At 47.0% G+C, this 19154-nt stretch carries 22 protein-coding genes; 7 read left to right on the forward strand and 15 right to left on the reverse strand.

The window, feature by feature from the left end; genetic code table 11:
* Position 1: 1 nt before the first annotated feature.
* The 3 genes from AC5SLM_RS05015 to AC5SLM_RS05025 all read left to right on the forward strand — a co-directional run bounded on the left by AC5SLM_RS05015 (position 2) and on the right by AC5SLM_RS05025 (position 3591).
* Entirely contained in the window at positions 2-763 is a 762-nt protein-coding gene (locus AC5SLM_RS05015) for an exodeoxyribonuclease III (protein WP_495249835.1), read from the forward strand.
* Positions 753-1376, forward strand: a complete 624-nt coding sequence (locus tag AC5SLM_RS05020) for a class I SAM-dependent methyltransferase (protein WP_495249836.1) — start codon at positions 753-755, stop codon at positions 1374-1376. The genes AC5SLM_RS05015 and AC5SLM_RS05020 overlap by 11 nt, the downstream gene beginning before the upstream one ends.
* 85 nt (positions 1377-1461) lie before the next feature.
* Positions 1462-3591, forward strand: coding sequence for a malate synthase G (locus AC5SLM_RS05025; RefSeq protein WP_495249837.1), 2130 nt, complete (start codon positions 1462-1464; stop codon positions 3589-3591).
* Here the strand turns inward: AC5SLM_RS05025 and AC5SLM_RS05030 are convergent.
* Positions 3588-4034, reverse strand: coding sequence for a rhodanese-like domain-containing protein (locus AC5SLM_RS05030; protein WP_495249838.1), 447 nt, complete (start codon positions 4032-4034; stop codon positions 3588-3590). The two genes, AC5SLM_RS05025 and AC5SLM_RS05030, sit on opposite strands and share 4 nt — an antisense overlap.
* Positions 4035-4227: 193 nt before the next feature.
* Here AC5SLM_RS05030 and AC5SLM_RS05035 point away from each other — a divergent pair, with 193 nt between their 5' ends.
* Entirely contained in the window at positions 4228-4734 is a 507-nt protein-coding gene (locus AC5SLM_RS05035) for a ferritin-like domain-containing protein (protein ID WP_495249839.1), read from the forward strand.
* 23 nt (positions 4735-4757) lie between these two features.
* Here AC5SLM_RS05035 and AC5SLM_RS05040 read toward each other — a convergent pair whose 3' ends face one another.
* The 11 genes from AC5SLM_RS05040 to AC5SLM_RS05090 form a co-directional block, all read right to left on the reverse strand.
* Positions 4758-5057 (reverse strand): c-type cytochrome, encoded by a 300-nt coding sequence (locus tag AC5SLM_RS05040; RefSeq protein ID WP_495249840.1) that lies wholly within the window; start codon positions 5055-5057, stop codon positions 4758-4760.
* A gap of 10 nt (positions 5058-5067) precedes the next feature.
* On the reverse strand, positions 5068-5409 hold the full coding sequence (locus tag AC5SLM_RS05045) for a hypothetical protein (protein WP_495249841.1): 342 nt from the start codon (positions 5407-5409) through the stop codon (positions 5068-5070).
* 235 nt (positions 5410-5644) lie between these two features.
* Positions 5645-5980 carry a hypothetical protein gene (locus tag AC5SLM_RS05050; protein ID WP_495249842.1) on the reverse strand — a complete coding sequence of 112 codons (336 nt, stop codon included), beginning with the start codon at positions 5978-5980 and terminating at the stop codon, positions 5645-5647.
* On the reverse strand, positions 5959-7140 hold the full coding sequence (locus tag AC5SLM_RS05055; RefSeq protein ID WP_495249843.1) for a sensor histidine kinase: 1182 nt from the start codon (positions 7138-7140) through the stop codon (positions 5959-5961). The genes AC5SLM_RS05050 and AC5SLM_RS05055 overlap by 22 nt, the downstream gene beginning before the upstream one ends.
* Positions 7097-7765, reverse strand: a complete 669-nt coding sequence (locus AC5SLM_RS05060) for a response regulator transcription factor (protein WP_495249844.1) — start codon at positions 7763-7765, stop codon at positions 7097-7099. Before AC5SLM_RS05060 ends, AC5SLM_RS05055 begins: the two co-directional genes overlap by 44 nt.
* Complete coding sequence (locus AC5SLM_RS05065; protein ID WP_495249845.1) at positions 7765-7980, reverse strand: DUF1104 domain-containing protein; 216 nt, start codon at positions 7978-7980, stop codon at positions 7765-7767. Before AC5SLM_RS05065 ends, AC5SLM_RS05060 begins: the two co-directional genes overlap by 1 nt.
* Entirely contained in the window at positions 7973-9046 is a 1074-nt protein-coding gene (locus tag AC5SLM_RS05070; RefSeq protein ID WP_495249846.1) for an AI-2E family transporter, read from the reverse strand. The genes AC5SLM_RS05065 and AC5SLM_RS05070 overlap by 8 nt, the downstream gene beginning before the upstream one ends.
* Positions 9036-9638 (reverse strand): ABC-type transport auxiliary lipoprotein family protein, encoded by a 603-nt coding sequence (locus AC5SLM_RS05075; protein WP_495249847.1) that lies wholly within the window; start codon positions 9636-9638, stop codon positions 9036-9038. Before AC5SLM_RS05075 ends, AC5SLM_RS05070 begins: the two co-directional genes overlap by 11 nt.
* Positions 9639-9640: 2 nt before the next feature.
* Complete coding sequence (locus tag AC5SLM_RS05080; protein WP_495249848.1) at positions 9641-10633, reverse strand: MlaD family protein; 993 nt, start codon at positions 10631-10633, stop codon at positions 9641-9643.
* 2 nt (positions 10634-10635) lie between these two features.
* Positions 10636-11358 carry an ABC transporter ATP-binding protein gene (locus AC5SLM_RS05085; protein ID WP_495249849.1) on the reverse strand — a complete coding sequence of 241 codons (723 nt, stop codon included), beginning with the start codon at positions 11356-11358 and terminating at the stop codon, positions 10636-10638.
* Positions 11355-12473, reverse strand: coding sequence for an ABC transporter permease (locus tag AC5SLM_RS05090; RefSeq protein WP_495249850.1), 1119 nt, complete (start codon positions 12471-12473; stop codon positions 11355-11357). Before AC5SLM_RS05090 ends, AC5SLM_RS05085 begins: the two co-directional genes overlap by 4 nt.
* A 122-nt stretch (positions 12474-12595) precedes the next feature.
* Between AC5SLM_RS05090 and msrA the strand changes: the two genes are divergently transcribed.
* Positions 12596-13123: a peptide-methionine (S)-S-oxide reductase MsrA gene (msrA, locus tag AC5SLM_RS05095; protein WP_495249851.1), complete on the forward strand. Its 528-nt coding sequence runs from the start codon at positions 12596-12598 to the stop codon at positions 13121-13123.
* Here the strand turns inward: msrA and AC5SLM_RS05100 are convergent.
* Entirely contained in the window at positions 13120-13566 is a 447-nt protein-coding gene (locus AC5SLM_RS05100) for a bacteriohemerythrin (RefSeq protein ID WP_495249852.1), read from the reverse strand. The genes msrA and AC5SLM_RS05100 overlap by 4 nt on opposite strands.
* Before the next feature lie 102 nt (positions 13567-13668).
* Between AC5SLM_RS05100 and AC5SLM_RS05105 the strand changes: the two genes are divergently transcribed.
* Positions 13669-14163: a bacterioferritin gene (locus tag AC5SLM_RS05105; RefSeq protein WP_495249853.1), complete on the forward strand. Its 495-nt coding sequence runs from the start codon at positions 13669-13671 to the stop codon at positions 14161-14163.
* Between the two features lie 328 nt (positions 14164-14491).
* Positions 14492-15664 (forward strand): tyrosine-type recombinase/integrase, encoded by a 1173-nt coding sequence (locus AC5SLM_RS05110; protein ID WP_495249854.1) that lies wholly within the window; start codon positions 14492-14494, stop codon positions 15662-15664.
* A 43-nt stretch (positions 15665-15707) separates the two neighbouring features.
* Here AC5SLM_RS05110 and AC5SLM_RS05115 read toward each other — a convergent pair whose 3' ends face one another.
* Both AC5SLM_RS05115 and AC5SLM_RS05120 read right to left on the reverse strand, forming a co-directional pair.
* Entirely contained in the window at positions 15708-17015 is a 1308-nt protein-coding gene (locus tag AC5SLM_RS05115; protein ID WP_495249855.1) for a hypothetical protein, read from the reverse strand.
* Positions 17016-17023: 8 nt separating this feature from the next.
* Positions 17024-18979 (reverse strand): DNA cytosine methyltransferase, encoded by a 1956-nt coding sequence (locus AC5SLM_RS05120; protein WP_495249856.1) that lies wholly within the window; start codon positions 18977-18979, stop codon positions 17024-17026.
* Between the last annotated feature and the right edge of the window lie 175 nt (positions 18980-19154).

Below are 19154 nucleotides of genomic sequence, written 5' to 3' on the forward strand. Positions count from 1 at the left end.
AATGAAACTTTTTTCATGGAATGTTAACGGAATCCGCGCAATTGCAAAAAAAGATGCCCTTTTACATGTAGAGGCTTTGGAGCCCGATATCCTCTGTTTTCAAGAAATCAAAGCGGAAAAAGAGCAAATCCCACCCCTGTTTCGCGCGCCATTTTTGGAAACCCACATCAACCCCGCTCTTAAAAAAGGGTATTCTGGCACCATGACGCTCAGCAACCGCGCCTTTGCCAAAACCGACACCGCCTTGCACATCGACCACACCCACGAAGGGCGCATTTTAGAGCACCATTTTGACGATGTGGCACTGTTTAATGTCTACTTCCCCAACGGCCAACAAAGCGAAGAACGCCTTGCCCACAAGCTAAAGTTTTACCAAGACTTTCTCGCCTACTGCGAAGCCCTGCGCGCGCAGGGCAAAAGCATCATCATCTGCGGCGATGTAAACACGGCCCATCGGGAAATCGACCTCACCAATCCAAGGGCAAATGCGGGCACGTCTGGCTTTTTGCCCATCGAGCGGGCGTGGATTGACACCCTGCTAAGCCTTGGCTACATCGACACCTTTCGGCACGTGCACGGAGAGGTGAAAGAGGTCTACTCGTGGTGGTCGTACCGCTTTAGCGCGCGGATGAAAAACATCGGGTGGCGGATTGATTATTTTTTTATTTCGGAAGATTTAAAAGACGCCCTTGAGGATGCCTTTATCCTCGACCACATCACAGGCTCAGACCACTGCCCTGTGGGGATTTCCATTGACTTGTAGGTGTTGCGGGGGAGTCACAAAAGCGTTTTACGGGGACTATTTTCGCTGCCTTACATGTAAAGCCGTCTTGCTTCACCCCCGCCATCACCTCTCCTTTGAGGCTGAAAAAACCCACTATGCTTTTCATGAAAATAGCCTTGAAAACGAAGGGTATGTGCGTATGTTTGAGCAGTTTTTAACCTTTGTAGACGGCTTTGACCCTTACGACGAGCACGTGTTGGATTTTGGCTGTGGGCCTAGCCCTGTGCTAGCCCACTTGCTCCAAACACCCGCTAACACCGTGCGCTACTTTGACCCCTATTTTTTCCCAGATACTGCCTACACTTCCCACCAATACGACCTCATCACCTCCACGGAAGTGTTTGAACATCTCACTAACCCTCGCGCCGTGTTAGCCCACCTTGCCAATTTACTCGCCCCCAAGGGGCACCTTGCCTTGATGACCCATTTTCACTACGATGACCCTGAACGTTTTGCCGCGTGGTGGTACCCCAAAGACCCCACCCACATCACCTTTTACACACCCCACACTTTTGAAGTGATGGGAGCAAAAACAGGCTTACATGTAAAGGGCCATAACGGTAAAAATGTCATCGTTTTGACAAAATATTAGACAAAACGTCGATTTTTTACAAAATATCAACTTTTTCTCATGAAACTGTGCTAGGCTTTTGGTATTTATTGCCCAAGGAGTTTTCATGCATACTGTTGGAAAATTGACCATCCATCCCCTCCTTTACGCCTTTGCCGAACACGAACTCTTGCCAGACCTTGGCATCACCAGTGCGTGTTTTTGGGGAAATTTTGAAGTTTTATTGCACCAGTACACGTCTGCCAATGCCCTTCTCTTAGAAGAACGCGACGCCCTGCAAAAGAGCATCGACCAATGGCATATCGCCCATCCGCACCCCTCCTTTGAAGCCCAAAAAGAGTTTTTACAACGCCTTGGTTATTTGCTTCCGCCTCCTGCCCCCTTTTCCATCCAAACCCAAAATCTTGACCTTGAAGTCTCCGTACTCGCAGGGCCGCAGCTTGTGGTACCAGGGGACAATGCGCGCTACGTGCTCAACGCCGCCAACGCCCGGTGGACAAGCTTGCTTGATGCCCTTTATGGCACCGACATGCTACCAAACGAAGGGGAGCTTGCACAACAAACCTCCTACAATCCTCTGCGCGGAGACGCTGTTTTTCACCAAGTGTTTCAGTTTTTAGACACCACTTTTCCTTTGGAAAAAGGCTCTTTTGCCAACGCTACAGGGTTTTATGTTCACGAAGGCTCCCTGCGCATCACCCAAAGTAACGGCGCTGTTGCAACCCTCAAAAACACAGCCTCCTTTAGTGGATACCAAGGCTCCAAAGAGGCTCCCGCCTCTGTGCTTTTTTGCCACCACGGTTTACATGTAGAGCTCGTGCTAGATTCCACGCACCCCATCGGAAAAACCAACCCTGCGGGCATTTGCGACGTGGTGCTTGAAGGGGCGCTCAGCGCCATCGTAGATTTTGAAGACTCCGTAGCCGCAGTAGACGTGGAAGACAAAACCCATCTGTACCGCAACTACCTAGGGCTTATGCGTGGGGATTTGTCTGCTTCTTTTGAAGCCAAAGGTAAAACCCTCCACCGCACCCTCGCCAAAGATCGGCTTTTTTTAGCACCCGATGGCACGCCTTACTCCCTTAAAGGCCGCGCACTTTTGCTGGTGCGCAACGTAGGGCTACACATGCAAACCGACGCGGTGTTGTTCCAAGGAGCGCCGATTTTTGAAGGGATGCTAGATGGCTACATGAGTGTTGCGTGTGCCTTGCATGAGCGCAATACCCGCAACAATAGCGTGCACGGAAGCATGTATATCGTCAAGCCCAAATGCCACGGGCCTAAAGAGATTGCGCACGTGTGTGCGTTTTTTAGTGCAGTGGAAAAAATATTGGACCTTCCAGAACATACGGTCAAACTGGGCATCATGGATGAAGAACGGCGCACCAGTGTCAACCTTGGCCATTGCGTCAACGCAGCTAAAGAGCGGGTCTTTTTCATCAACACAGGCTTCCTTGACCGCACGGGCGATGAAATCCACACCTGCATGAAACGCGGCCCTGTGCTTTCCAAAGAGGGGCTAAAAAAAGCCTCTTGGCTAGGTGTCTATGAAGCGCAAAATGTCGCCATAGGCCTTGCTAGCGGCTTTGGAGGACGGGCGCAAATTGGCAAAGGCATGTGGACGCTGACTGAAAAAATGCGGCGCATGGTGGAAGAGAAGATTGCCCATGTCCAAAGCGGGGCCTCCACCGCGTGGGTGCCTTCCCCTGTGGCGGCTTGTTTGCACGCGCTCCATTACCACGCCGTAGAGGTATCGCACGTGCAAAAAACCCATAAACACGGTGGAGACTTTTTAGAAGCCTTGCTCACGCCGCCCCTATTGGAGAGCCCTTTAAGTGAGGAGGTTAAACAACATGAGTTAGAAAATGCCGTTCAAAGCATCCTAGGCTACGTGGTACGGTGGGTGGATCAGGGTATCGGGTGCTCCAAAGTTCTTGACCGCAATAACGAAGCCCTCATGGAAGACCGTGCCACCTTGCGCATCAGTTCCCAACTTCTTGCCAACTGGCTCCACCATGGGCTCATTTCCACATCCCAAACCGAAGAAGCCTTTGAGAAAATGGCAGTCGTCGTGGACGCACAAAACGCGAATGACCCCAAGTACCGCTCATTGCTTCGGCCCAACGCCTTTGCCATGCACGCGGCCAAAGCCTTGGTGTACGAGGGTGTCACTCAGCCCAATGGCTATACCGAGTTTATCTTGCACGCGTGGCGAAAACGGGCCAAGGGCGTCTAAAAGGGTTTATGGGTTGGATACCCTCTTCCAACCCAACCGTCCATCCCTTTATCGAGCACCAGGACGTGCTTAAACCCGTACTCTTTCAAGGTGGTTGCTACCAAAAAAGAGCGGATGCTGTTGCGGCACATCACCACCACCTCATCCTCCACATCCAACCCCAGCCCCACCAAGGCTAGCTCCAACCTTCCACGGCTTACATGTAAATACTTTTCCCATACTGGCGCCCCTGTGTATTCCACCTCTTCTTTATCGCGCACGTCCAAAAGGACGAAGGCTTCGTTGTGTTGCATTTTTTGAAATAAAGCGTCTGTGGAGAGGGTTGTTGCTTGGGCGCGGGCCTCTTTGAGTTTGGCTTGAAAGATGCGGTCAAAGGCCGTATCATCCGCTAGCACACCGCTAGTTGCCAACAACACCACTAGCATCATTATTATTTTGCCCATAGAGACTCCTTAAAATAGGATGCTTTCATGGTAATCTACTCCTCCTAAAAAGGGGTTAAAACGCACAGGCAATGCGTACAAATCACTCACTTTTTTGAAATTTTAGGCATTTCTCAAACAGGGGGTAAGTATATCAGGCGGTTATCATGATTTTCCTATACAATCTACCATATCACGCCAAAGGGGGACCACGATGAATGTTTACGAATATGCCATGAAAGTTGAAAAAGAGGGCGAAAAGTACTATCGAGATTTGGCCCAAAAAACAGAAGACATGGGGTTGAAACAGGTGCTGAGCATGCTAGCAGACGAGGAAGTAAAGCATTACGCGACTTTTGAGGCCATGCTAGGGCGCGCGCCACTGCCTTCCACACCCTCGGTAGACATCTTCAAAGGGGCAAAAACCATTTTTCAAAAGATGAAAGCCTCCAACCCTACGGTTGCCTTTACCAAAGAACAAGTTGACTTTTACACCCACGCTTTAGCGCTTGAAGAAAAAAGTTACGCGTTTTATGTCGAAAAGGCGGAGCTTTTAGAAGACGCCGAAGAAAAGGCGGCGTTTTTGCGTATTGCTGAAGAAGAAAAACAGCATGCCACGTTGCTTGAAAACCTCATCGACTACATCACCTATCCAGAACGCTGGATTGAAGATGCAGAGTTTAACCGTTTGAGTGAAACCCGTGCGCCCCTGTCCCTGTAGACACTAACACGGGAAACCCCGTGTTAGTTTTTTAACCCGACCACATACTCAGATACCGCTTGAATTTGCTCGTCTGAGTACGTGGCGATTTGGCCTTTCATGAGGGCTTTCATGGGGCCACCGTAGGTGCCGTCTTTGTAGCCTTTCAAGGCGGCCACATTTTTCTCAACACTCCAATTTGCAATCACTTCACTTTTTCCCAAGGCCTTCTTTTCCGCATTTGCCCCATGGCAAGAGATGCATTTTTGATACAACGCCGCGCCATCGGCCGCCATCAACGAAACACTTGCCAAAAGTCCTAATGTCATTATCCATCGTTTCATCGTTTCCTCCTTAGCGTTCAATAATAATCGTTTTACGTGTGTAGGGTTCGTAACGGTCGTAGTGGCGGTCATACCGACGCTCATTGTAACGGTCGTTAGCATAACGGCGTTTTTGCGGCGCACGCTCCACATACACCACCTCTTTGCGCACCACGGGCTCGTGATGCACTACGACGGGCTGGGTATTTTGCGCGCCAAACAGGTTTCCCATGTTTTGGCCAAGTGTTGGCAAGAGCAATAAAATGCCCGCCCCCATAAGGGCTCCTTGTTCGCGTTTTCCAATCGCATTGGCATTGACAACTGCCAAAGAACTCACTAATAACATCGCTAACGCGGGTTTGAAGAGTTTCATCGCTTCCTCCTTAGGTTTTGATTGTTCGCAGTCTAACACGCCATTGTGAAGTGATTGTGAAGTGGTTACGTAAAATTTACGCACACGCGGTAAAGTTACACCACTTTACATGTAAGGAGTGAAAATGGAGCTTATTATTGGATTGTATTCGGGAGGATTTGCAGGGCTTGTCATCGGCCAACGTCACGCGGTAGGGCTTGGTTTTTTGATGCTTAGTCTCGCGACTGCGCTAACCCTATTTTAACCGCCCCATAAAGGTGTAGGTTTCCCAGTAGGTATCAATCGCCTCTTCTAGGGCTGCTTCGCCAAGGGTCCACGGGGCTTTGATGCCGTATTTCTCCACCAAGCCTTCGGGCAAAAGGGTTTTCTCCTTCATGGGATACATGAGATAATCTTTGAGTGCTGCTTTCACTGACACTTCGGAACTAAACACCAACACATAGCGGTAGAAAAATTTATCAATCCCTACATCTAATTCTTGGTGGCACCCCACACACTCTTTTTCATACACGGTTGCCCCAAGGCTTACATGTAAGGCCAATAGGAGGCCTACCACAAAACGCGTACGCATGTTCCCTCTCCTTTGGTGGATTCAAGGGCAAGGGCAAGCCCGTACTCTTTAGCAATCATCCCCACAATATTTAGCCCGATGCCAAACCCGCCCGCACTCTCATGGCACCGCACGTAACGGTCAAACACACGCGCTAGTTTGGACGCGTCAATCCCAATACCCGTGTCTTTGATTTCCAACACACCCGGTGCAACCCTTACATGTAAGCTTCCGCCCACGCGGTTATATTTGATAGCGTTTGAAAGCAAGTTATCCACTAAACGCGTCAATGCCCCTTGGTCAATCCACAACACCGCAGGGGCTGCGTCCACCTCCCAAGTGATTTTTTTCGCCTCCAGACTAAGGGCAAAATACTCCACCCGCTCTTGCGCTACCACGTCTACTTGCACCTCGCTCTCATGGCGCGCTTGATAGTGTCCAAGGGTCAAATAGGTCAAATCTTGGTACAGGTGCGATACACTCTGCGCGCCCAAGCGAATGCGTTCAAGTTTGCGCGCGGTTTTGGGCTCTAGGGTCTGCAAAGGAATCATCTCGATGTTTGATAAAATGGCGTGAATAGGCGTGTTTAGCTCATGGGTGGTGTCTTTGATAAAGCGGTCCAAAAGCGCGATGGCCTCACGCATAGGACGCAACAACAAGCGCAATAAAAAATACCCTCCAACTGCCAAAAAGAGAAAAATCCCACCGCTAAACCACGCGATGTTCCGCAAGGCTTCGTGGTGCCACGCCCCATCATCTTCCACTTCCAAGACCAAGTATTGCGTCCCTAGATAGTGGGCTTCAGGCTCTTTGATGTAGTGAATCACCCCCTCTTTGAGGTAAATGATGCGCGAGAGCAAGGGGCTTACATGTAAGAGGGAAAAAATCTCCACTGCCGCTCCATCAAAAATCCCTGAGCGAAATGCCTCATGGCGCGGGTATTCTTGGGTTTTATCGAAGGCAACGTGCAAGGCGCGCAAGGCTTTGACGTGCTCATTTGCCAACGCATTAAGCTCACCCCGTTTGAGGCTTAGCATCGCTTCTTTTTGGAGGGCATAATACCCCGCGCCAAACAACCCCAAAATAGTACACGAGAGGGTTAAATACAGTGCCAAAAACGCCACAAGGGTGCGTCTTTCACGCCGTTGTAAGTTTGTATCCCAGTTTTTTGAAACTGACAATTTTTTCTTTTCCAATCAATTTTCGCAGGTTTTTGATGTAGGTGCGAAGGGCCGCCTCACTAGGCGTTTCCTCGTACGACCACAGGGCTTCTTGCAAAGCTTCGTGGCTTAGCACTTCCCCACGGCGTTTTAAAAAATAAGCCAACAATTGAGCTTCTTTGCGCCCAAGGGGATGGATCTGACCCTTTACATGTAAGGCATTTCCCACCGTGTCAAAAGCCACTTCTTCATCCAAAGCCACCACTGCACTGCCCACATGTCCAAATTCACGGCGCAACAAACTGCGAACCCGTAGCAACAACTCCTTAAGGGCAAAGGGTTTGCGAATATAGTCATCGCACCCACTAGCAAACCCGCTCTCCACATCCTCAAGCCCATCCCGCGAAGTGATAAAAATCGCAGGGGTAGCCACCGCGGCCTTTCTTGCTTCCTTTAGGAGGGCAAACCCGTTGATATTGGGCACATTCACATCCAACAACAACACATCAAACTGCTCTTCGTATAAGGCTTCTTGGGCCGCTTCGCCCTCGTACACGCACACCACCTCAAACCCCTCATCCTCCAAAAACTCGCACAAGGTTTGGGAGAGGTTCATGTCATCTTCTAGCAACAATAGCCGTGCCACTAACGCTTCTCTTTCATGGCGCGCTCAAATTGTTGGCGCTCATTGGGCGAAAAGGTGGGCTTGCGGCTTTCGAGTTCTTTTAAAAGCAAGGGGCGCTCATTTGGCTTGACGTACCCGATGAGGGCGATGAGCTCTTGGTTGCTAAGGGCCGAGAAATCTGTCCGCGCCCCAAGGCATCCTAACACCAAGAGGAGTGCTAAGAGGAGTTTACGCATCGTTTTTTAACTTTTTAAGGGGAATCACCGAACTCTCTTCGGCTTTAGCCGCCGCCGTTTCCCCACGGTAATCACTCAAAATCATCGCAATCCACCGCGTACGTGGGTTGGCATCAAGGGCGATTTTCACGCTCATGGTCAACGGAACCGCCAAAAACATCCCCGCTGGCCCCAAAACCCATCCCCAAAAGAGCAATGACATCACGACCACCAAGGTAGAAATCCCAAGTCCACGCCCCAAAAAACGCGGTTCGATGAAATTACCAATGGCAATATTGACCACCACAAACACCGAAAGCACCCACAATGCTGCGCCCACGTCCAATTCTACCAATGTCACCAACACCGCAGGAATCGCCGCTAAAATCGACCCAATGGTAGGGATGTAGTTGAGCAAAAAGGCCAGTAAGCCCCACAACAGTGCGTACTTCACGTCCATCACAGAAAGCACGCTCCCAATGAGCACTCCTGTGACAAAACTCGCCACGGTTTTAATGGCAAGGTAACGTTTGAGGTTTTGGATAAACGTCTCGGCAATGTGCAAGTTTTCAGGATTTTTTTGGGCAAAAAAGCTCACCTTTGCACGCATACTCACCGTCTCAAACAACATAAAAGTCACCATCAAGAAAATCAAAAAAGAGTTGGAAAGAATCTGACTCATAGAGCGCAAAAAGGCTCCCGCTGTCGTGATGGCGCTAGAGGGGTCAAACCCCTGCGGTGGCGCGCTCATGTCGATAGGAACGCCCATGCTCTTTAGCCACCCAATGCCATCATTGACCACAAAAGAGAGTTTGCGCTGAATCTCGGGCAAGGAACTTAAAAAGCCGTTCATGGAATTGCCCACAATCATCCCCACCCCCATCATAATCCCTACCACACCCGCAAGTACAATCAAAAAAGACAAGATGCGTGGCATCCCAAGTTTTTCAAGCAAAAGCAACAAAGGGGCACTAATGATGGCAATAAACACCGCCAATAAAAACGGCACCATAATCACCTGCGCCGCCTTCACCCCTGCAATCACAATCACAAATGCCGCCAACGCCATCAAAGCACTAGGACGCATGGGGTTCTCCTAAAGACGCTAACCATATTGTCAGTTCTCTCACCCACAGTTCAAAGGCACGGTTATACGCCTCCAGTGCACCCGTGGGTGTTTGAACAAGCACAGGCATTTCAATGCGAAACACCCGATGGGCAACCGAAGTATTTTCTGCAACATCCACCACCCGCGCCCTTACATGTAAGCGCACCACAGAGGTGCCATCTTGCAGTAAATACTGTTCAAAGGCGGATACACTGTTTTCCAATACACGCTGTGGGCGTACCTTACTTGTGGTACTCACCACATCTTCAAACAGTTCACTTTGGGCCAGTGCTAGCACCACTAAGCGTTGCATTTGCCTAGAAAGCGGCTCTTCCCAACGGTGATAAGCATACGCATGACGTAAGCCTTCTTGTGTTTGGTAGACCAATTGGGTGGAATCCACATTGCCCGCCATGGGGCGCACTTGGAGTACGTAGGGAAGAGGCTTGGCAAGCACACGCATCGCGTCCACTTCCCCAAGGCGCATTTGCGCCGTGGGCTGGGCAAGGGTGGGCTTTAACGCACAGCCTGTCATAAACAGCACGAGACTCAACACAACAATCCAACGCATGGTCACTCTCCTGGTCCTAGAGGTCTTGGGGCAGAACGGTAGAGCAAATCTGAGGGGCTTTCTTCTAGGCGCTGTGCCAATTGGCGCAACTGTACCATCACGAGTTCAAGTTCATACAAGGTGTGCTGGGCTGGCATGAGGGCATCTTTAACGATGCTTCCCACATCAAACATCCCCGCGCTGGCTTTTTGGTCGATTTTTTCCATCACACCTTGGACACTTTGGGCTGAAGTGCTCACTTTTTCCATCATTGCTACCCCTTGGTTTTCCACCACTTGCGCAAGGGCGTCTGATGCCATCCTTACCCCCTTGGCCGCGTCAATCACTTCTTCTTCAAGCACCACCCCTTGGCGAATCAAGGTGGCAAGATGCTCACGCTCTTTGGCCAACTCTTGCGTAATCGCCGCTAAGGCCTCGGTGCTCTTTGCACTGTTTTCAAGCATTTGTTGGATGTGGCGTATGTTTGTTTCATCAAGCAAAAGGTTGGTTTTTTCCGCTACGCTAGTGGCGTATTCTAAAATGGTTTCTACCTTTTCCATCACCCGCCCAAAAGATTGGTCCACCCGTGAAAACAACGAAGGTTTTGTCAAAATGACACCCATGGTTTTTTCTTCATTGCCCGTGGGTAAAATCGGTGCTTCGCGGGTGCCTCCCTCTAACTGCAAATAGCTAAGTCCCGTAATTCCCTGAGGCTCAATCAGCGCGTACGTATCTGTTTTAATGGGGGTATCGGCTTTGATTTTGATGATGATGCTTACTTCTTCGCTGTTTTGCGGGTTAATAAACAGCCGTTCCACTTCGCCCACATTTACCCCACGAAGCTTCACGGGAGCTTTGTCGTTTAACCCCGCAACAGACTCACGGGTATTGACTTTGTAGTGATCAAAGGCGTCGCCTTGGGCATATTTTCCTTGCCACAAGATAAACCAGACCCCAGCAATCCCTACGCCAAAAACAAACAATCCTAACAGCAAATAGCGTACGCGGTGTTCCATGATTACTCCATAAATCGTTGCATAAGGGCAGGATGCGTGTGCATAAGATCGGCATAGGACCCTTGCGCTTGCACTTTCCCTTCGCCCAAAATCACAAACCTATCTAACACGTGTTCAATCGTATCTTTATCGTGGGTCACCATCACAATCGTCACCCCCAAAAGTTCTCGAAGTTCCAACACCAACGCGTCAAACGCTCTGGCACTTGAGGGGTCTAGCCCCGAAGTTGGCTCATCCAAAAAGAGCAGCTTTGGGTCTAGCGCCAACGCCCGCGCAAGTCCCGCACGCTTTTTCATCCCGCCACTTAGTTCTGCGGGCCACAAGGAGGCGGCGTGCTCGGGCAATCCTACCATCCGAAGCTTCATCCGCGCCATCTCTTCGATGAACGCACGGGGCAGCGGGGTGTATTCTTGCAAAGGAATCATGACATTTTCAAGCACAGTAAGCGAACTAAATAAGGCGCCAAATTGAAACAACACCCCCCACTGAAGACGCAAGGCTTGCTTGGCCGCCTCATCAAGGGAGGCAAGCTCTTCCCCAAGGACACGGATTTGCCCGCTTTTAGGACGGTTGAGCAAAATCATTTCGCGCATCAAGACGGTTTTTCCACTTCCGCTTCCGCCCAAAAGTCCAAAGATTTCCCCTTTCTTTACATGTAAACTCACCCCATCGTGTACCACATGGCTTCCAAAGGCAGTGACCACGTTCTTTACCTCAACCATCATATCTCAAGCTCCGTTAAAAGCACTGAAAATAGGGCATTAAAGGCGATGACCCAAAAAATTGCATCCACAACGCTAATGGTTGTGTATTTTCCCACGCTTTCAGTAGAAGAGCTAATCTCAAACCCCCGATGGCACCCAATCAGCGCGATGATGATGCCAAAAATTGGTGCTTTAACAAGGCCAATGACAACGTGCTTGAGCGCAACCGTCTCTTGAAAACGGTCCACAAATTCTACAAAACTGATTCCAAGTTCTGCGCGCGCTACTAGCATGCCTCCAAAAATGGCCACCGCGTCCCCTAAAAGTACCAACAAAGGCAAGGCTATAATTAGGGCGATTACCCGAGGAAGAACCAAAAACTCCCAGGGGCCAAAGCCCATGGTTTTCATCGCATCCACCTCATCGGTGATTTTCATCACCCCAATTTGGGCCGTAAAGGCCGAAGCACTCCGTCCAGCAATGACAATGGCAACGATCATAGGCGCAAGCTCACGCGTAGCGGCGATACCCACCATCTCCACGATAAAAATATTGGCCCCAAATTTTTCTAACTGCACCGCCCCTTGGTAGGCGATTACCACACCAATAAGCAATGCGGTGATGATGATGATAGGAAGCGCGTTTAAGCCGCTTTGCTCCAAATGGTACAAGGTGGCACGAAAACGGATTTTCTTTGGCGCACGTAACGTTTGCACTAGAGCGTACATGGCGCCTCCTGCAAAGGAAGCAAAGAGTAAAAATGCCCTCCACATGCCCTCCACATGTTTTCCCAGCGCCACAAACGTTTCACTTAGCATGCCAAAAGAAGCCCTAGAAGGCGCCTCCTTATGGAAGTGCGTTTTGCACAAATCAATCAATTTTTCCATCGTGGTTTGCATGCCTACCACCTCGACATGTACCCCCGCCGCTTCAAGACGCGCCTTTACATGTAACCATGCCAAGGCCCCAGCCGTGTCCATGGAAACCACCTGTGAAAAATCAAAGGTTGCTTTTGCTCTCACATGCTTCCATGCCTGCGCGTCAAGCACCGAAGCCACAAACCCATGGGTCCACGCACCTTGACATGCAATACGGTAGCCTGAAGGGGTGGGATGTGAGACAAAAAGCTTTTGCATAAACCGTCTTTTTTGGGATTTGAAAGTATTTTAGCATATTTTAAATCCCGCCATACTATGATGCAAAAGGCTAACGCGTGCTTTTTGTGTAGGATGGTTGACTTTACCTAAAAGGACACTTCATGGATTGCGATGTTATCACCCTGGGGGGTGGCTGTTTTTGGTGCCTTGAGGCCGTTTACGAAGACGTGATTGGTGTCCATGAAGCGCTCAGCGGATACATGGGCGGTACCCAAGAAGAAGCCACCTACGCGCAAGTAAGCACGGGCCAAACGGGGCATGCAGAAGTGGTGCAAGTCTCCTTTAACCCTGATGTCATTTCCCTCGAAAAGATTCTCGCGATTTTTTGGAACATCCACGACCCCACCACACGCAACCAACAAGGGCACGATACAGGCCCGCAATACCGCTCCGTCATCTTCTACCACGACCCACGCCAATACGAATGCGCGCTACGCTCAAGAGAAAAGGCCCAAGGGAAATTTTCAGCGCCCATTGTCACAGACATCGTCCCTGCTATGCCTTTTTACGAGGCAGAAGCGTACCATCGGCACTATTTTAAAAACAATCCCGACGCAGGGTATTGCCGTGCTGTTGTTGTACCCAAAGTGAAAAAGTTTCAACAAACTTATCCCGATTTGCGGCGCTAAAGAGGTGTAATCTCCTCGTCGATAACACCCTTAACCTTAGCGGCTTCTCGACGCTTTTCTTTGCGCCACGCCTCATACTGCATATCGTGCACCAAAATATGCTCCACCAACCATACCCGCACAATCTTTCGCATGGAGGCTTGCATCTCTAAAAACGAGTGGCTTTGTTGCAAAAGGCCGTTCATGGCTTCAATAATGCTCCCGTGTAAAAGACAATGTTCTTCAAACCCCACATAGCCAATCTCTTGCATGTACGCTTCTTCTTCTTTAAAGTGTTTTTGCATGTACATGTAAAAATTTTTAAGCAAGGTACGTATGTTTTCTTTGGTAGCCCGCTGCGGACTAAGGGTGTACACATCCAATGCCAAACGAAACAATTCTTGGTGTTGGGCGTCGAGTTCGGAGTGGTTGACACTGTATTGGGGCTTCCAAGAGGGGAGCATGGGATTCCTTTTATTGGTGAGACATCCTAGAGTATTGTGGGTAAATTTCGCCTTAGAGAGATTATGCTACACTTGCTTGATTACACCCTCAAGGAGACTTCTATGCATAAAAAAAGTATTGAGTTACTCAACGCCGCCGTTGCGGATGAGCTAAGTGCTGTACACCAATACATGTACTTCCACTTCCACTGTGACGACCAAGGTTACACCCTGCTTTCTAACTTATTTAAACGCACTGCCATCGAAGAGATGCTACATGTTGAAAAGTTAGCAGATCGTATTTTATTTTTAAAAGGGGACGTTAGCATGGAGCCCAAAGACCCCGTAAAGCGCATCCAAGACGTTAAAGAGATGCTTGAAATGGCCGTTGTTATGGAAGAAGCCAGCGCGAAAGATTACAATAAAATGGCACAAGCCTGTGCCACGAACGCTGATTCGGTTTCAAAAAAGATTTTTGAAGAGTTGGTTGCCGATGAAGAGCGCCACTACGACGCATACGACCGCGAACTTGACAACCTCAAACGCTTTGGCGACAAATACCTTGCCCTCCAATCCATGGGCGGTGGCACCGAAGCCCCCACTGGACGTCCGCAATAAGCCCCTTGGGTGCCTTACATGTAAGGCACCCAAAAAGACCCAAACACAAATGTAACATAAAAAAAGATTGGTTTTAAAAAGAAGTTTTGTGGTCACCTTTTAAAAAAAGGTGGTGCGGATGAGAGGACTCGAACCTCCACACCGTCAGGCACCAGATCCTAAGTCTAGAATTTAAAGTAATTACAAGTAGCTACAACTACCTATAAAATCCCTATATATTGGGGTTTTATAGGCTTCTATTTATTTCCTCTAAGCTACAAATAGGTACAATTATTTATAAAAATGTGCACCCTAATGTGTACCCTAATTCACTTAGAGAAGGTTTCATATGGCTGACAAGTTTATTAAAGTCAATCTACCCAAAACCGACTGTAGAAATATATACTTCATAGACAATGATGACCTCTTTGGTGGAAGTGAAATTCAGAAAGCCCCTACTTATATTTCAAGAGACTTTAAGCTCGCTCTCCGTGTTACTCATGTGAACAGAAGCGGTGTTAGAATTCAAACCAAAAAGACATTCAATTTTTCTAAAAAAATTACTTTCCTTCAGGCGCTAAGAGAGGTTTCTTCAAAAAGAGAAAGCCTACTTAAAAATCTACAAGAAGGACTGCATAAAGAGACTAAAATCAAAATCCCCACACTTCAGCAAGCATGGGATGATTTTGTGGAAATAAAAAAGAATCAACTTTCTGCAAACACATTAGAGTCATATGTTCTTTCTGTCAACAAATGGATTTTATCAAAACCCGCCCTTGCAAAAGCCTCTATAGATAAAATCACAACTAAGCAACTTCAAAACATTGTTAACGAGATGTTGGACATCGGAAAAAGCCCTCGTACTGCGAAGTCCATCAAGGAGACAATGCGCCCTTTATTTAAGCGCTATGTGCTGGATGGCACTATTGCCATAAACCCTGCGGAGCTTATACAAATACCAAAGTTTGATAACCAGATGAGCATTGACCTTACGGATGAGCAGACAAAGAAACTATACGATGTGCTGTTTAGCTATCCTGTGGAGCCTTTTAGAAGTATATTTGTTTGGCTATCTCATGGTAGAAGGCTAAATGAGGTACTAAGCCTACAGTGGAGTGATATTAATATTGATAATCATACTTATACTATTAGATTTGAGAATAACAAAGTTAGAAAACCTATGACCTATAAACTTAGTGATGACTTGATAAAAACGCTCGAAACCATGGGTATCCAAAAAAGCGGCTTCATTTTTCACGGTTTAACAAATAAAGATAAAAAAATGAACAAAGGAACTGTGAGAAACCACTGGGAGAAAGTGTTAGAAAAAGTAGGAGTTCCTGTGCGAATTCACGACTTGCGCCACATTATAGGAGGGACACTTGTGTCTAATGGAAAAACTTTGGAGCAAGTGGCATCCGTGCTTGGCCACACCTCCATCGGTGTGACCAAGCGCTATTCTAAAGTCCGACAAGAAGTTGCCGCTGAGTCATTGGATGATTTTTTTAAGAGGGTTAGATAATATAAGTTGCGTAGCTGATTTTACTTGCTCAAGTCGATGGAAATTATTCTAGTTCAATTTTAAGCAATTCGCCTAATTCCTTCACCCATAGATGACAAGGCTCGTCAATGGGCGCAATATCTCGCCTTATCTGAGCCAACGACTCTGCATATGCTGTAAACCACTTTCTCCCAAAAACATCAACAGAGCCCCCAGACTTATTAGAAGCATTACAAAATCTATCTATCCAGTCTTTAAATGAAAGAAAACGCACTTCAACCCCGTGAAGCTCAGATATATCTTTGGCTCTGGTCACTATCTCAGAATTCACATCTGGCGATACCGAGGAAACAAATCCTATGAGATTTACCGAGTGATGCAGTAGTATCTTCTCGGCTATTTCCTCAAGCTCATCGCGAAGATAACTTTTTCCATACTTAGCATCCCAGGCCTCTACAATTTCATGTCCATCCAGCAGTTCAATATCTGCAATATTTCCATGCTTCTTATTTGCTGATCTCATTTGCGACAATTGCCTCAGTTCCAATCCAGCAAGTAGATTTTCTTCAATAGCTGCTTGACAAGCAGCATGCATAGCAACTTCGAATAATCTCGCAGAGTAATTTGACTTTGAAATGTGTTTTTCGATTAGTGAGTACACTTTCAAAAAATTGGGAGTGCTATCGTTAAATTGCCTTAACAATTCTAATAATAAATCAACGGAATTGGTGAAATCTTCTGCACTATTAATCAATAGCGAAAGAACATAAGATAGTGTACTCTTTGAATCAAAACCATCTGACTCCATGAGTTCAACTAGTTCTAGCCACTCATCTCTAGCTCCTCGCAATTGCGCCTTGTAAAGTTTTGAATACGGATAATTCTCCGCCAAGCTCCTTGTCATCATAAAACCGTCTGCATTTAGCCTAAGAAGTCCGTATTTTCTTAGAATAGGTGTGACAAAATTCTTGTCCAGCACTCTCATTGAAATACCATCTTTCCATGAAAAATGACCTCTCGAACTGCTCCCTTTGTGCAATCTTATGCTCTGTGCTGGCTCAATTGACTTGATGGTTAGCTGCATAACCGCCAGTGCCACCAATGCTCTGCCAACCTCGCTTGTAATGGAGCCAACGAGAGAATCTATAAGTCCCCTTGTATGGATATTTAACCGAGAGACTGTGACTCTGTTTAACAAAAGGTCATTAATTAGATTATCGAGGTATCCGGAGCTAAATGCATCCTTTATCGTTTTTGATCTAGCTCTAGCATCTTCATCAACAGCACCCTCTCTAAAAACTTCAGTTCTGTCGTTGCGGACAAGTTCCGATCTATCTTCAAATACCTTAAGAAAAATCAAATCATTACTCATTTTGCACCTTATAATAGTTTCGTCTTTCTCTGAAGACTTCTTTTATTGAGTGTCGGGAATACATAAGGGATAAGAAAATAACCCCTATTAATCTGTGGATTTGTGTTATTGCTTCTGATTTCAAAGGCAAGTGCTTTTAGCCTAACAAGTGTTAAATAAAGGCAATCCTTATTAACTTGAAAAATGGATGTAAGATCATCTTCATGAATCTGTTGGCCAACACCTAGCCCCTCAGATAGCCGTCTGACAATGCGCCAAAACACATCAGAATCGGACTCAAGGTGTTTGGAAATATTGCACTTAACAGAAAAACTTCCTCTGTGTTGATAATAACCGAATAGCTGCACCAAATCTTCTTTATACGCATGCTTACTAACAAGATATTCTAGCGACTTCCACAATAAAGTCAACACTTCTGAACGGTCGCACTTTGCTGATAAATAAATATTGTCAACACCAAGGATAGAGGCTATTTCTTTGGAAACAGAAATAACTAGTTCCAAATCGCAGTCCCCATTCTCAGTAGTTGAAATATACAACTTCTTCTTGTCTCGTCTGCAAAACATGGCAACAGAACCCTTGTACTCAGTATTGAGTACTTTAAAAGAAAAGTCATTGGCGAAAGAGACCCATAGAGTTTCTTTCTTAAAAGATGAAAGACTTTGTTCCACATCAAAGCGACCACTAGACTTTAGCTGCTCCAGCTTTTGTGCAGCTTTTTTAAAATAGAGTTTTGTTAAACTAGACTTTCTAGCCCTAAATCCGAGTTGTGTTCCTTCTGCAAGATATTCGATTTTAAACGGAAGTGGAACACTGAAGACTTGATTGAGAATTGACAATGCAAGAATTCTTCCAAATTGTGGCGGAACTGAGTTGCCAAGCTGGTGAATTGCCGTTTGTCGATTTCCAGATAATTCATAATCATCGGGAAATGTTTGGAGTCTCTTTAGCTCATCTAGTGAAAAATGTCTGTTCTTCCAGCTAAATGGGCCAGTATACTGACCGCCTTGAGCCTTGAGCGTGCGAATGGGCATTTTTGGATCAGCCTTATACAGATAATCAGAAAATTTTGTTCTCCAGCCAAAAATAGGATTCGGATGTCCAAGCTTTTCTGTATAGAAACTGTAGTTCAAGCCTGGCGGAATATCTTCCAGGAGATGACCATGTCTTCCATTAATCGCGGGTACTTTTCTCGGATTCGGAATATCCATGATAGCATCTCCAGCTGTATAGTATGGACGGTTGTCTTTTGAATCTGGGCCGTGTGTTGGATACGGGAACTTGTAGTCGCCATCCATGATGCCAACAATAATTAATCTTTCTCTATGTTGAGGAACACCAAAGTCTGCTGAGTCTAGAATCCTCCAAAATAAATTGTAACCAGCACCATTAAAAGCACTGCGAATTAGCTCCCATGGCTTCCCGCCCTGTGCCCCAACTATACGATAAACGTTTTCAAACAGAAAACCTTTTGGCTTGAGGGCCTTTAGTAACCTTACATACTCTTCAAACAGTGTTCCTCGATTGTCATCTAGGGCACACACACCCGCCGCTCTAGCACCCGCCGCAGAAAAAGTCTGGCAAGGCGGTCCGCCAATAATAAAATCGATATCGCCAGCATAGCAACTATAGTCACGAATATCTACACAATTTATGACACTACGACCAAGTCGACCACTCTCAACGTTTTTCTTCAGGGTCCTTACAAACTTCTCTTCTATTTCAACACATTCAACAATGGAAAACCCCATGTCATGAAAAGCGATGTCAAGGCCTCCACCACCGCTAAACAGACTTAAAGTCTTGATTTCTTTTTTGACCGAAGAAGAATACCAATTTCTAAATGCCTCTCCAAAAGCGTCAGGCCATCCGCTGCTCTCGGCGATGTTAAGATAGTCTAAAGCACTAGAGAACCAGCTCTTGTGGTCGCACTTAAACGGTATCGGACTTTCCCTATAGCTCATTAATACTACTCTTAATATATTTATTCAACTTCGTATAACTAATTTCTAATCCACTTACCTTAATAATTTTTCCTACATTAGCCGCATCTACCTCTGCTCCTAATAGCCTCATTTAAATACCTTTCATCTCTTTTATCTCCTCGACCATCTCGAGTCTCTTTATTAAAAATCAAGC

This window comes from Sulfurospirillum sp. HTRB-L1, assembly GCF_059415125.1.

Excerpts from the sequence above, each read along its gene's own strand:
- AC5SLM_RS05015 (WP_495249835.1), top strand. The coding sequence starts at position 2 with ATGAAACTTTTTTCATGGAATGTTAACGGAATCCGCGCAATTGCAAAA.
- AC5SLM_RS05025 (WP_495249837.1), top strand. The coding sequence starts at position 1,462 with ATGCATACTGTTGGAAAATTGACCATCCATCCCCTCCTTTACGCCTTT.
- AC5SLM_RS05030 (WP_495249838.1), bottom strand. The coding sequence starts at position 4,034 with ATGGGCAAAATAATAATGATGCTAGTGGTGTTGTTGGCAACTAGCGGT.
- AC5SLM_RS05035 (WP_495249839.1), top strand. The coding sequence starts at position 4,228 with ATGAATGTTTACGAATATGCCATGAAAGTTGAAAAAGAGGGCGAAAAG.
- AC5SLM_RS05040 (WP_495249840.1), bottom strand. The coding sequence starts at position 5,057 with ATGAAACGATGGATAATGACATTAGGACTTTTGGCAAGTGTTTCGTTG.
- AC5SLM_RS05045 (WP_495249841.1), bottom strand. The coding sequence starts at position 5,409 with ATGAAACTCTTCAAACCCGCGTTAGCGATGTTATTAGTGAGTTCTTTG.
- AC5SLM_RS05050 (WP_495249842.1), bottom strand. The coding sequence starts at position 5,980 with ATGCGTACGCGTTTTGTGGTAGGCCTCCTATTGGCCTTACATGTAAGC.
- AC5SLM_RS05065 (WP_495249845.1), bottom strand. The coding sequence starts at position 7,980 with ATGCGTAAACTCCTCTTAGCACTCCTCTTGGTGTTAGGATGCCTTGGG.
- AC5SLM_RS05070 (WP_495249846.1), bottom strand. The coding sequence starts at position 9,046 with ATGCGTCCTAGTGCTTTGATGGCGTTGGCGGCATTTGTGATTGTGATT.
- AC5SLM_RS05075 (WP_495249847.1), bottom strand. The coding sequence starts at position 9,638 with ATGCGTTGGATTGTTGTGTTGAGTCTCGTGCTGTTTATGACAGGCTGT.
- AC5SLM_RS05080 (WP_495249848.1), bottom strand. The coding sequence starts at position 10,633 with ATGGAACACCGCGTACGCTATTTGCTGTTAGGATTGTTTGTTTTTGGC.
- AC5SLM_RS05085 (WP_495249849.1), bottom strand. The coding sequence starts at position 11,358 with ATGATGGTTGAGGTAAAGAACGTGGTCACTGCCTTTGGAAGCCATGTG.
- AC5SLM_RS05090 (WP_495249850.1), bottom strand. The coding sequence starts at position 12,473 with ATGCAAAAGCTTTTTGTCTCACATCCCACCCCTTCAGGCTACCGTATT.
- msrA (WP_495249851.1), top strand. The coding sequence starts at position 12,596 with ATGGATTGCGATGTTATCACCCTGGGGGGTGGCTGTTTTTGGTGCCTT.
- AC5SLM_RS05100 (WP_495249852.1), bottom strand. The coding sequence starts at position 13,566 with ATGCTCCCCTCTTGGAAGCCCCAATACAGTGTCAACCACTCCGAACTC.
- AC5SLM_RS05105 (WP_495249853.1), top strand. The coding sequence starts at position 13,669 with ATGCATAAAAAAAGTATTGAGTTACTCAACGCCGCCGTTGCGGATGAG.
- AC5SLM_RS05110 (WP_495249854.1), top strand. The coding sequence starts at position 14,492 with ATGGCTGACAAGTTTATTAAAGTCAATCTACCCAAAACCGACTGTAGA.
- AC5SLM_RS05115 (WP_495249855.1), bottom strand. The coding sequence starts at position 17,015 with ATGAGTAATGATTTGATTTTTCTTAAGGTATTTGAAGATAGATCGGAA.
- AC5SLM_RS05120 (WP_495249856.1), bottom strand. The coding sequence starts at position 18,979 with ATGAGCTATAGGGAAAGTCCGATACCGTTTAAGTGCGACCACAAGAGC.